Raw genomic sequence first — 13,164 nt, forward strand, 5'->3', positions numbered from 1 at the left:
AAGCATTTTTCTGATCGGGAGCGTGGTTGGCGCTGCTGTCAAGACGGGCGGATTGAACGCAATGGACATTGCACAGTCCGTAACTCACGGAAAGTCATAGGGAATTGGTAGTGCCAGGACTCTTCAACAAAAAAACCAGTACGCTCCTGGGAATCGATATCAGCTCCACCTCGGTGAAACTTCTGGAGTTGAGCCGTCAGGGCGAGCGCTACCGGATCGAGGCTTATGCAGTCGAGCCGTTGCCGGTCGGCGCGGTGGTCGAAAAGAACATCGCTGAACTCGAAGGCGTGGGGCTGGCCCTCACTCGCGCGCTAGCCAGGGCCAGAACCGGCCTCAAGAACGTAGCCGTGGCGGTGGCAGGTTCGGCGGTGATCACCAAGATCATCGAGATGGATGCCGGGCTTTGCGAAGACGAGATGGAAAGCCAGCTGAAGATCGAGGCTGATCAGTACATTCCCTATCCCCTGGATGAAGTCGCAATCGACTTTGAAGTCCAGGGCACCTCCGTGCGCAATCCGGAGCGTGTCGTTGTGCTGCTGGCCGCTTGCCGCAAGGAAAACGTCGAAGTCCGCGAGGCCGCCCTGACGCTGGCGGGGCTGACCGCCCGCGTGGTCGATGTCGAGGCCTACGCGCTGGAGCGCTCATTCGGGTTGCTGGCCAGTCGGCTCGCGGTCACCGGGGAGCGTTTGACAGTCGCCGTGGTGGATATCGGCGCCACCATGACCACCCTGAGCGTGTTGCACAGCGGGCGGATTATCTACACCCGTGAACAGCTGTTCGGCGGTCGGCAGTTGACCGAGGAAATCCAGCGCCGCTACGGCCTGACACTGGAGCAGGCGGGTCTGCTGCAAAGGAAGGGCGGCTTGCCGGATGACTATGCCAGTGAAGTCTTGCAACCATTTCAAGAGGCACTGGTACAGCAGGTTTCGCGCTCACTGCAGTTTTTCTTTGCCAGTGGCCAGTACAGCGCCGTCGACCATGTCCTGCTGGCTGGCGGTACCGCGTCGATCCCGGGACTGGACCGTTTGATCGAGCAGCAATTGGGCACGCCGACCCAGGTCGCGAATCCTTTTTCCGAGATGACTCTGGGCAGCAAGGTCAATGGTGCTGCCCTGGCGAGTGATGCCCCGGCGCTGATGATCGCCTGTGGTCTGGCCCTCAGGAGCTTCGACTGATGGCGCGAATCAACCTTCTACCCTGGCGCGAAGAGCGGCGTGAAGCCCGCCGCAAGCGCTTCCTGTTGGTTCTGGTGGCCGCAACGGTGGGCACGATGGGTGCGGTGCTGGTTGCCAACCAGATCATCAGCGGTGCCATCGACCGACAAATCGCTCGTAACGACTACATCGGCAAGCAAATCGCCGTGGTCGATGAGCGAATCACACAGGTCAATGATCTCAAAGCGCGTCGTCAGCAACTGGTCGAGCGCATGCGCATCATCCAGGGCCTGCAAGGCAACCGCCAAATCAGCGGGCGAATATTCGACCAGTTGGCGCGTGCCCTGCCTGACGGCGTGTATTTCACCGAAGTGAAAATGACCGAAAAGACCTTGTCTATCACCGGTGCCGCGCAATCCAACAACCGTGTTTCAGACTTGATGCGCAATCTCGAGGCATCAGACTGGTTCGATGCGCCGAGCCTGACCGAAGTCAAGGCCGCAGCTGCCGGCCAGGTGGAGCAGGCCAATGTCTTCCGGTTGACCGTTCGCCAGACTCAACCCCCGGTGCCGGAGGGGGGCAAATGAGTCCATCCGAATGGTTCGAAGGGCTGCGCAAGATCGACATCAATGAGCTGGATACCAGCAACATGGGTTCCTGGCCGCCGGCGATCAAGTTTCTAGTGGCCGCTTTGCTCATGCTTCTGGTGCTGGCCCTAGGCTACAACTTTTCCACCCGCGACCTTGAGAGCCAGCTCGATCTCAAGCGAGAGGAGGAGTCGATGCTCAAGGAGCAGTTCGCCGACAAGTCCCGCATGGCATCTAATCTGGATTTCTACACCCGGCAATTGAAGGAGATGGAGGACTCCTTCGGCGTGCTGTTGCGGCAACTGCCCGGCGACACCGAAGTGCCTGGCTTGCTGGAAGACATCACGCGTACCGGTCTGGACAGCGGTCTTGAGTTCGAAGAAATCAAGCTGCTGCCAGAGGTTGCCCAGCCGTTCTATGTCGAACTGCCGATCCAGATCACGGTCACCGGCGATTACCACGATCTGGCCACCTTCGTCAGTGGTGTGGCCGGGTTGCCGCGAATCGTCACCTTGCACGATTTCGACCTTGCCCCAGTCAGCCCGCAGGGTGCTCCGAAACTGCGCTTGAGTATCCTCGCCAAGACCTACCGCTACAGCGACAAGGGGCAGCATCAATGAGCCTGGCACGTTGTTTTTCGGCGATGGCGCTGCTGTCTGTTCTGTCCGGTTGTGGCGCAAGCGATGACTACGATGATCTGGACGCGTACATGAGCGAAATGCGCCTGCGCGGGCCGGGCAGGGTTGAACCAGCGCCGGTATTTCGGTCTTACCCGGCGTTCACCTATGACGCGGCGAATCTGCGCAGCCCGTTTTCGCCGCAGATCAGCACTGATCCGGCGGCACGACGGAAGGGATCACATGACGTCAAGCCCGACCCCGATCGGGTCAGGCAATACCTCGAAGGTTTCAACATCGAGCAGTTTGAAATGGTCGGCACCCTTTCCAATGCAACGGGCTCCTATGCCCTGCTGCGCGGGGCGGGTGGGGTGCACCGGCTGAAAGTCGGTGATTTCCTTGGGCGTAACGACGGGCGGATCGTTGCGATCAGTGGCTTGCAGGTCGATGTGGTTGAAATTATCCCTGATGGTCAGGGTGCGTGGCTGGAGCGTCCCCGGACCATCCCTTTGAAAGAGCACTCATAGTGGAACTCGAATAATGAACAGGATTTTCTCCGCCGTCGGCCTTTCGCTATGGATAGCGTTGATGTCGCCGATGGTACAAGCGGCCAACCTCAAGGCGCTGGATGTCGCTGCGCTGCCGGGAGACCGTGTCGAGTTGAAGTTGTCGTTCGATGAGCCGCCCCCGGTGCCCCATGGCTACACGACGGAGTCGCCGGCCCGGATTGCGCTGGATCTACCGGGTGTCGCCAGTCAGCTGGCCAGCAAGACTCGCGATCTCGGCAGTGGAAATGCCCGCAGTGCGACGGTGGTAGAAGCCGGGGACCGTACGCGGTTGATCATCAATCTGAGCCAGCCGGCCCCGTACGACTCGCGAATTGAAGGCAATAATTTGCTGGTGGTTGTCGGGCAGGGTGTCAAGTCGGCGACCTCCAGGCCGGCGGCCACGGCAATGCCGGTTCCGGCACGAGCCGCTGCGACGCCAGGCAAGGCCATACGGGGTGTGGACTTTCAGCGAGGCACGCAAGGTGAGGGCAATGTGGTGATCGACTTGTCGGATCCGTCGATTGCGCCCGACATCCAGGAGCGCGAAGGCAAGATTCTTGTCGGCTTTGCCAAAACCCGATTGCCCGAGCCGTTGCGTGTGCGTCTGGATGTGAAGGATTTCGCCACGCCAGTGCAGTTCGTCAATGCCAGTGCGAGCGGCGATCGAGCCACCATCAGCATCGAGCCCGGCGGCACGTTCGATTATTCGACCTATCAGACTGACAGCAAGCTCACGGTCAGCGTTCGCCCGGCGACGGTCGACAACCTGCAAAAGCGCAATGTCGGGCAGCAGGCCTACAGCGGCGAGAAGCTTTCGCTGAATTTCCAGGACATCGATGTGCGTTCGGTGCTGCAACTGATCGCCGATTTCACCAACCTCAACCTGGTCGCCAGCGACACGGTGCAGGGCGGCATCACTTTGCGCTTGCAGAACGTGCCGTGGGACCAGGCGCTGGATCTGGTGCTCAAAACCAAGGGGCTGGATAAGCGCAAGGTCGGTAATGTCCTGCTTGTTGCGCCGGCCGATGAAATTGCTGCCCGTGAGCGTCAGGAGCTGGAATCACAAAAGCAGATTGCCGATCTGGCGCCATTGCGCAGGGAACTGTTGCAGGTGAATTATGCCAAGGCGGCGGACATCGCCAAGCTCTTCCAGTCTGTGACCGGTGCCGAGGCGAAACCCGACGAGCGGGGGTCGATCACCGTCGATGAGCGCACCAACAACATCATCGCCTACCAGACACAGGACCGGCTTGATGAGCTGCGCAGGATCGTCACGCAGCTGGATATCCCTGTGCGTCAGGTCATGATCGAGGCGCGTATTGTCGAAGCCAACGTCGACTATGACAAAAGCCTCGGGGTGCGCTGGGGCGGTTCAGTACGAAAGGGGAACTGGAACACTTCCGGGGTCAATAACGGGCTCAATGCTTCGTCGACCATCGGAACGCCCGGCAGTACCAGCACCAATTCACCGTTCGTCGACTTGGGTGCGGTCAATAACACCTCGGGAATCGGCATCGCGTTCATCACCGATAACGTCTTGCTGGACCTGGAGCTGTCAGCCATGGAGAAAACCGGCAACGGGGAAATCGTCTCGCAACCCAAGGTGGTCACGTCCGACAAGGAAACCGCCAAAATCCTCAAGGGCACTGAGATTCCTTACCAGGAAGCCAGTTCCAGTGGCGCAACTTCGGTGTCGTTCAAGGAGGCTTCGCTGTCGCTGGAGGTGACGCCGCAGATCACCCCCGACAACCGGATCATCATGGAGGTCAAGGTGACCAAGGACGAACCGGACTACCTGAACAAGGTCCAGGATGTACCGCCCATCAAGAAAAACGAAGTCAACGCCAAGGTCCTGGTCAACGATGGCGAGACCATCGTCATCGGCGGGGTTTTCTCAAATACTCAGAGCAAGGTTGTAGATAAGGTGCCATTTCTTGGCGATGTGCCGTATCTTGGCCGCCTTTTCCGGCGTGATGTGGTTTCGGAGAAAAAATCCGAGCTGTTGGTATTCCTCACTCCGCGTATCATGAACAATCAGGCGATTGCTGTGAGTCATTGATTCTGTGCGAAATTTGATTCTTGTTGGACCGATGGGCGCTGGTAAAAGCACCATCGGCCGGTTGCTGGCCAAAGAGCTGCGCCTGCCATTCAAAGATTCCGATAAGGAAATTGAATTGCGCACGGGCGCCAATATCCCTTGGATCTTCGATAAAGAAGGCGAGCCGGGCTTTCGTGATCGCGAGCAGGCAATGATTGCGGAGCTGTGCGATTACGACGGTGTGGTGCTGGCGACAGGTGGTGGCGCGGTCATGCGCGAAGCCAATCGTCGGGCACTGCATGCCGGTGGGCGAGTGGTTTATCTGCATGCGTCGGTCGAGCAGCAGGTCGGCCGCACGGCCCGCGACCGTAATCGCCCGCTGTTGCGTACTGCCGATCCGGCCAAGACCCTTCGGGATCTGTTGGCGATCCGCGATCCGCTTTATCGGGAAATTGCCGACCTGGTGGTCGAAACCGATGAGCGGCCGCCACGAATGGTCGTACTCGACATTCTAGAGCGCCTGCAGCAGTTGCCACCCCGTTAAAGCGCCGCGCGAAATGCGCTATCCTCGGCGTCCCGCCATGACCGCTCAAGGTTGTGGCGGATGGCTACCGAACGGCGTCGCACCAGCAGATGCCGTGGATATTCGTTAACTCAAGGCGGGACGCCTGATTCATATTCACTGTGGGGACACATGCAGACACTCAAGGTCGATCTAGGCGAGCGCAGCTACCCGATTCATATTGGCGAAGGTTTGTTGGATCAGCCTGAGTTGCTGGCCCCGCACATTCGCGGACGGCAAGTAGCGATCATCTCCAACGAGACTGTTGCGCCGCTCTATCTGGAGCGTCTGACCCGCAGCCTGGCGCAGTTCTCGGTGATTTCCGTGGTGCTGCCCGATGGCGAAGCCTTCAAGACCTGGGAAACCCTGCAACTGATTTTCGACGGCCTGCTGACTGCACGGCATGACCGCCGCACCACGGTGATCGCCCTCGGTGGCGGTGTGATCGGTGATATGGCCGGCTTTGCCGCGGCCTGCTACCAGCGCGGCGTCGATTTCATCCAGGTTCCGACCACGCTGCTGTCGCAGGTCGACTCCTCGGTAGGCGGCAAGACCGGGATCAACCATCCGCTGGGAAAAAACATGGTCGGCGCCTTCTATCAGCCGAACGTGGTGCTGATCGATACCGCCAGCCTCAATACCTTGCCGGCGCGCGAACTGTCCGCCGGGTTGGCCGAAGTCATCAAGTACGGGCTGATCTGTGATGAGCCGTTCCTGACCTGGCTCGAAGACAATGTCGACCGCCTGCGCAATCTGGACCAGCAAGCACTGACTTACGCCATCGAGCGTTCCTGTGCGGCCAAGGCGGCGGTGGTCGGTGCCGATGAGAAAGAGACGGGTGTTCGTGCCACGTTGAACCTGGGCCACACTTTTGGCCACGCCATCGAAACCCACATGGGCTATGGTGTGTGGCTTCATGGTGAGGCTGTAGCTGCCGGTACAGTAATGGCGCTGGAAATGTCTGCGCGACTGGGCTGGATCAGCGAGCAGGAGCGTGATCGCGGCATTCGTCTGTTCCAGCGTGCGGGGCTGCCGGTCATTCCGCCAGAAGAGATGACCGAAGCCGATTTCCTTGAACATATGTCCATTGATAAAAAAGTGATCGACGGTCGTTTGCGCCTGGTGCTGCTGCGCCACATGGGTGAAGCGGTGGTGACCGACGATTATCCGAAAGAGGTTCTACAGGCCACGCTGGGGGCAGACTACCGCGCCCTGGCCCAGCTTAAAGGTTAATAAGAACGCGATGACTAGTTTGCATGCCGACGAGGCTTTCCTCGGCCATTACCAGTTGAGTCATGACCCTTTTGCTCCAAGGGTGCCTGGCTTCAAATTTTTCCCGGCCCAGCGCAAACCCGTGCTGGGACAACTGCATCATCTGGCCCGTTACAGCCAGTTGCTGCTGGTAGTCACCGGTCCCGAGGGCAGTGGCAAGACCCTGTTGCGTCAGGCCCTGGTCGCCAGTACCAACAAGCAGTCGGTACAAAGCGTGGTGGTGTCTGCCCGAGGCGCTGGCGATGCGGCCGGGGTGCTGCGTCAGGTGGCTCAGGCGCTGAATGTCGCCCATGCTGACGCCGACGCTATTCTGGCCCAGGTGGTGCAGCTTGCTCTGACCGGGCAGGAAGTCTATTTGCTGGTCGATGACGCCGAGCAACTCGACGAGTCCGGGCTCGAGGCGCTGATGATACTGGCTGCCGGCGCGCCTGAAGGTCGCCCGCATGTATTCCTGTTTGGTGAAACCTCGCTGATTGCCCAACTTGAGGCTTTGCATCTCGAGGAAGAGCGTTTCCATGTCATCGAGTTGCAGCCCTACACCGAGGACGAAACCCGCGAATATCTGGAGCAGCGGCTCGAGGGCGCTGGCCGCGGCATCGAACTTTTCACCGCGAATCAGATCTCTGATATTCACGAAAGCTCCGAAGGTTGGCCTGGCAGCATCAATCAGGTCGCCCGCGATGCAATGATCGAAGCCATGATCGCCAGCCGCTCAGCGGTCAAGCGTCCAAAAATGGGGTTCAATATGCCGAAGAAACACGTATTGGCGATTTCCGCCGTGGTCGTGGTCGCGGTAGCTGCCGCCTGGTTGATGCCGGGTCGCAGTAAGGCACCGACCGCGGGTGCACCGGCCAACGAACAGGCGCAACTGCCACTTGGCCAGGGTCAACCAACCGCCAATGGCGGTGCTCCGGCCGTCGAATTCGCCGGCAATACGCAGCCGATGCCATTGCCGTTGGTCGGTAACTCGCAACCGGTCATGCGTGGCCCGTTGGCTGAAGCTGCAGGCGGCATCACCGAAGGCGATGATGGTGTGCCGGTCGAAGGCTCCAGCGCTACGCCGCCGACCGTCACCACCACTGCGCCACCTGTAGGCGTTCCTGCCGGCCCTGCGCCGACGCCAGCGGCCAAGCCGACGCCAGCGCCGACTCAGGTCGCCATCGCCAAGCCAGCACCTGCTCCAGTGGCCAAGCCTGCTCCAGCGCCAGCCAAGCCGGCCGTTGCTGCGCCAGCCAAGCCTGCCGAGAAACCAGCCCCGGTGGCCAAGGCGACCGGTGGTACCTGGTACGCCGGTCAGGCGCCGGGAAACTACGTGGTGCAGATCCTCGGCACCAGCTCCGAAGCGACCGCGCAAAACTTCGTCAAGGAGCAGGGCGGCGAGTACCGTTACTTCAAGAAAGTCCTCAACGGCAAGCCGCTCTATGTGATCACTTACGGCAACTTCGCCAATCGTGATGCAGCCGTTTCCGCCATCAAGGCCTTGCCAGCGAAGGTTCAGGCTGGTAAACCTTGGCCTCGCACTGTCGCCAGCGTCCAACAGGAACTGGCAACAACTCGCTGAAGATTCGGCGGCCTTACCCAGGCCGCCTCTCCAAGCACCTCAAAATTTCTACAAGTGCGCGCCGCCTTCCGGGCTGCGTGCCTTGTGGTGTCTGCGTCACAGTAGTCTTTGAGTCGTTGCGGTCAAAATTAAAAAAGTTTTGACTAGCACAGCAGATCGCTTTAAACCTTTCACAAATGCGACATAGATTTGCGACATTTCGTCGTCAAATTTGTGAGGCCAAGTGTCGGTGTGTACAATGACCTCCCTTTTGCTCCCGCAAAGCTGGCGTACGTTCGGCGCGGATGGCAAGTGGTTGAATTGAAAAGAAATTTGCCTCGATCAGAGGCAGCCTGGTGAGAAAGTGTCTATGAAAGCAGGTCTGTACCAACCAGATGAATTCAAGGATAACTGCGGTTTCGGCCTGATAGCCCATATGCAGGGCGAGCCCAGTCATACCCTTTTGCAAACGGCCATCGAGGCCCTGACCTGCATGACCCACCGCGGTGGGATTAATGCCGACGGCAAGACCGGTGACGGTTGCGGTCTGCTGATTCAAAAGCCGGACGTGTTCCTGCGAGCCATCGCCCAGGAAACGTTCGGCGTCGAACTGCCCAAGCAATATGCCGTGGGCATGGTCTTCTTCAACCAGGACCCGGTCAAAGCCGAAGCCGCTCGCGAGAACATGAACCGCGAGATCCTGGCCGCCGGCCTGCAGCTCGTCGGCTGGCGCAAAGTGCCGATCGACACCAGCGTCCTCGGCCGCCTGGCCCTTGAGCGCCTGCCGCAGATCGAGCAGGTGTTCATCGGCGGTGAAGGCCTGAGCGATCAGGACATGGCCGTCAAACTGTTCACTTCCCGTCGTCGCTCGTCCGTGGCCAACGCCGCCGACACCGACCACTACGTGTGCAGCTTTTCCCACAAGACCATCATTTACAAAGGCCTGATGATGCCGGCGGACTTGACCGCCTTCTATCCAGACCTGAGCGATGAGCGCCTGCAAACTTCGATTTGCGTGTTCCACCAGCGCTTCTCCACCAACACCCTGCCGAAATGGCCGCTGGCTCAACCGTTCCGCTTCCTGGCGCACAACGGCGAGATCAACACCATCACCGGCAACCGCAACTGGGCCGTGGCCCGTCGCACCAAGTTCACCAACGATCTGATGGACCTGGAAGAGCTCGGCCCGCTGGTCAACCGCGTGGGTTCCGACTCCTCGAGCATGGACAACATGCTGGAGCTGATGGTTACCGGTGGCATCGACCTGTTCCGTGGCGTGCGGATGATCATTCCGCCAGCGTGGCAGAACGTCGAAACCATGGACCCGGATCTGCGTGCGTTCTACGAATACAACTCGATGCACATGGAACCGTGGGACGGCCCGGCCGGCGTGGTAATGACCGACGGCCGCTACGCGGTGTGCCTGCTCGACCGTAACGGTCTGCGTCCGGCGCGTTGGGTCACCACCAAGAACGGCTTCATCACCCTGGCCTCGGAAATCGGTGTCTGGAACTACCAGCCTGAAGACGTGATCGCCAAGGGCCGCGTTGGACCTGGCCAGATCTTTGCCGTGGACACCGAAACCGGTCAGATCCTCGACACCGACGCTATCGACAACCGCCTGAAGTCCCGTCATCCGTACAAGCAATGGCTGCGCAAGAATGCCCTGCGCATCCAGGCGACCATGGAAGACAACGACCACGGTTCGGCGTTCTACGACGTCGATCAGCTCAAGCAATACATGAAGATGTACCAGGTCACGTTCGAAGAGCGCGATCAGGTGCTGCGTCCGCTCGGCGAGCAAGGCTACGAAGCCGTCGGCTCGATGGGCGACGACACGCCGATGGCCGTGCTGTCCCAGCGCGTGCGCACGCCGTACGACTATTTCCGCCAGCAGTTCGCGCAGGTGACCAACCCGCCGATCGACCCGCTGCGCGAAGCTATCGTCATGTCGCTGGAAATTTGCCTCGGTGCCGAGCGCAACATCTTCCAGGAGTCGCCGGAACACGCTTCGCGCGTGATCCTCAGCTCGCCGGTCATTTCTCCGGCCAAGTGGCGCTCGCTGATGAACCTCGAACGTCCGGGCTTCGAGCGCGCGATCATCGACCTCAACTACGACGAAAGCGTCGGCCTCGAAGCGGCAATCCGCAACGTTGCCGATCAGGCTGAAGAAGCCGTGCGCTCGGGTCGTACCCAGGTTGTGCTGAGTGACCGTCACATTGCTCCGGGCAAGCTGCCGATCCACGCTTCCCTGGCTACCGGCGCGGTGCACCATCGCCTGACCGAGAAAGGCCTGCGTTGCGACTCCAACATCCTGGTGGAAACCGCGACCGCCCGTGATCCGCATCACTTCGCCGTGTTGATCGGTTTCGGCGCCTCTGCCGTTTATCCGTTCCTGGCCTATGAAGTGCTGGGCGACCTGATCCGTACCGGCGAAGTCTTGGGCGACCTCTACGAGGTGTTCAAGAACTACCGCAAAGGCATCACCAAGGGCCTGCTCAAGATCCTGTCGAAGATGGGTATCTCGACCATTACTTCGTACCGTGGTGCGCAGTTGTTCGAAGCCATCGGCCTGTCCGAGGAAGTCTGCAACCTGAGCTTCCGTGGTGTGCCAAGCCGCATCAAGGGTGCGCGTTTCGTCGACATCGAAGCCGAACAGAAAGCCCTGGCCACCGAAGCCTGGAGTCCGCGCAAGCCGATCCAGCAAGGCGGCTTGCTGAAGTTCGTCCACGGTGGCGAATATCACGCGTACAACCCGGACGTGGTCAACACCCTGCAGGCCGCCGTGCAGCAGGGCGACTACAGCAAATTCAAGGAATACACGTCGCTGGTGGACAACCGTCCAGTGTCGATGATCCGCGACCTGCTGAAAGTCAAAACCCTCGACACTCCATTGGATATGAGCGAAATCGAACCGCTGGAGTCGGTGCTCAAGCGCTTCGACTCCGCCGGTATCTCGCTGGGCGCTCTGTCGCCGGAAGCTCACGAAGCCCTGGCCGAAGCCATGAACCGCCTCGGTGCGCGTTCCAACTCCGGCGAAGGTGGCGAAGACCCGGCGCGCTACGGCACCATCAAGAGCTCGAAAATCAAGCAGGTGGCCACCGGCCGTTTCGGTGTAACCCCGGAATACCTGGTTAACGCCGAAGTGCTGCAGATCAAGGTCGCCCAGGGCGCCAAGCCCGGCGAAGGCGGTCAACTGCCAGGCGGCAAGGTCAACGGTCTGATCGCCAAGCTGCGTTATGCAGTGCCGGGCGTGACCCTGATCTCGCCTCCACCGCACCACGACATCTATTCGATCGAAGACTTGTCGCAGCTGATTTTCGACCTGAAACAGGTCAACCCGCAGGCACTGGTCTCGGTGAAACTGGTAGCCGAGGCGGGCGTCGGCACCATCGCTGCCGGTGTGGCCAAGGCCTACGCGGACTTGATCACCATCTCCGGCTACGACGGCGGCACCGGTGCATCGCCGCTGACCTCGATCAAATACGCGGGCGCTCCGTGGGAACTCGGCCTGGCCGAAACCCACCAGACCCTGCGTGGCAACGATCTACGCGGCAAAGTCCGGGTACAAACCGACGGTGGCCTGAAAACCGGCCTCGACGTGATCAAGGCGGCCATCCTCGGCGCTGAAAGCTTCGGCTTCGGCACCGCACCGATGATCGCCCTGGGCTGCAAATACCTGCGCATCTGCCACCTGAACAACTGCGCCACTGGCGTTGCGACTCAGAACGAAAAACTGCGCAAGGATCACTACATCGGTACCGTCGACATGGTGGTGAACTTCTTCACCTACGTCGCCGAAGAAACCCGTGAGTGGTTGGCCAAGCTGGGCGTGCGCTCCCTCGAAGAGTTGATCGGCCGTACCGATCTGCTGGAAGTCCTCGAAGGCCAGACCACCAAGCAGCATCACCTGGACCTGACTCCTTTGCTGGGCAGTGACCACGTGCCAGCGGACAAACCGCAGTTCTGTGGCGTAGACCGCAACCCGCCGTTCGACAAGGGCCTGCTGGCCGAGAAAATGGTCACCATGGCCACCTCGGCGATCAATGACCTGAGCGGTGCCGAGTTCGACTTGGAAATCTGCAACTGCGACCGTTCCATCGGTGCACGGATCTCTGGCGAAATCGCACGCAAGCACGGCAACCAGGGCATGGCCAACGCGCCGGTGACGTTCCGCTTCAAAGGCACGGCCGGGCAGAGCTTTGGCGTGTGGAACGCTGGCGGCCTGAACATGTACTTGGAAGGCGACGCCAACGACTACGTCGGCAAGGGCATGACCGGCGGCAAGCTGGTGATCGTTCCGCCGAAGGGCAGCGTCTACCGCACCCAGGACAGTGCCATCATCGGCAACACCTGCCTGTACGGCGCTACCGGCGGCAAGCTGTTCGCCGCCGGCACCGCGGGCGAGCGTTTCGCCGTGCGTAACTCCGGTGCCCACACTGTGGTGGAAGGCACTGGCGATCACTGCTGCGAGTACATGACCGGTGGTTTCGTCTGCGTTCTGGGCAAGACCGGTTACAACTTCGGCTCTGGCATGACCGGCGGTTTCGCCTACGTGCTCGACCAGGACAACACCTTCGTTGACCGGGTCAACCACGAACTGGTGGAAATCCAGCGGATCAGCGGCGAGGCGATGGAAGCCTACCGTAGCCACCTGCAACGCGTGCTGAACGAGTACGTCGAGGAAACCGACAGCGAGTGGGGTCGTGAACTCGCCGAGAACCTCGATGATTACGTGCGCCGTTTCTGGCTGGTCAAGCCCAAGGCTGCCAACCTGAAGTCGTTGCTTTCCAGCACCCGTGCCAACCCGCAGTGATATGCGCCTGAAGAGTTTGATGAGGTTTTA

General features: G+C 60.2%; 9 protein-coding genes. All 9 read left to right on the forward strand.

Annotated elements, in window-relative coordinates:
* Window positions 1-110: 110 nt before the first annotated feature.
* The 9 genes from B0D71_RS26070 (at window position 111) to gltB (ending at window position 13,134) form a co-directional block, all read left to right on the forward strand.
* Window positions 111-1,175, forward strand: a complete 1,065-nt coding sequence (locus B0D71_RS26070; protein WP_103397276.1) for a pilus assembly protein PilM — start codon at window positions 111-113, stop codon at window positions 1,173-1,175.
* Window positions 1,175-1,741, forward strand: a complete 567-nt coding sequence (locus tag B0D71_RS26075) for a PilN domain-containing protein (protein WP_103397277.1) — start codon at window positions 1,175-1,177, stop codon at window positions 1,739-1,741. Before B0D71_RS26070 ends, B0D71_RS26075 begins: the two co-directional genes overlap by 1 nt.
* Window positions 1,738-2,361 carry a type IV pilus inner membrane component PilO gene (locus B0D71_RS26080; protein WP_103397278.1) on the forward strand — a complete coding sequence of 208 codons (624 nt, stop codon included), beginning with the start codon at window positions 1,738-1,740 and terminating at the stop codon, window positions 2,359-2,361. Before B0D71_RS26075 ends, B0D71_RS26080 begins: the two co-directional genes overlap by 4 nt.
* Window positions 2,358-2,885, forward strand: coding sequence for a pilus assembly protein PilP (locus B0D71_RS26085; RefSeq protein WP_103397279.1), 528 nt, complete (start codon window positions 2,358-2,360; stop codon window positions 2,883-2,885). The genes B0D71_RS26080 and B0D71_RS26085 overlap by 4 nt, the downstream gene beginning before the upstream one ends.
* 13 nt (window positions 2,886-2,898) lie before the next feature.
* Entirely contained in the window at window positions 2,899-4,965 is a 2,067-nt protein-coding gene (locus tag B0D71_RS26090; protein ID WP_103397280.1) for a type IV pilus secretin PilQ, read from the forward strand.
* Between the two features lie 4 nt (window positions 4,966-4,969).
* Window positions 4,970-5,488: a shikimate kinase AroK gene (gene aroK, locus B0D71_RS26095; protein ID WP_015093141.1), complete on the forward strand. Its 519-nt coding sequence runs from the start codon at window positions 4,970-4,972 to the stop codon at window positions 5,486-5,488.
* A 150-nt stretch (window positions 5,489-5,638) separates the two neighbouring features.
* The gene (gene aroB / locus B0D71_RS26100) at window positions 5,639-6,739 is read left to right on the forward strand and encodes a 3-dehydroquinate synthase (RefSeq protein WP_007975598.1); all 1,101 of its coding nucleotides are present in this window, start codon (window positions 5,639-5,641) and stop codon (window positions 6,737-6,739) included.
* Between the two features lie 10 nt (window positions 6,740-6,749).
* Complete coding sequence (locus tag B0D71_RS26105; protein ID WP_103397281.1) at window positions 6,750-8,339, forward strand: AAA family ATPase; 1,590 nt, start codon at window positions 6,750-6,752, stop codon at window positions 8,337-8,339.
* A gap of 349 nt (window positions 8,340-8,688) precedes the next feature.
* Window positions 8,689-13,134, forward strand: a complete 4,446-nt coding sequence (gene gltB, locus B0D71_RS26115) for a glutamate synthase large subunit (protein WP_103397282.1) — start codon at window positions 8,689-8,691, stop codon at window positions 13,132-13,134.
* Window positions 13,135-13,164 lie beyond the last annotated feature (30 nt).

It is taken from the genome of Pseudomonas laurylsulfativorans, assembly GCF_002906155.1.
GTDB lineage: Bacteria > Pseudomonadota > Gammaproteobacteria > Pseudomonadales > Pseudomonadaceae > Aquipseudomonas > Aquipseudomonas laurylsulfativorans.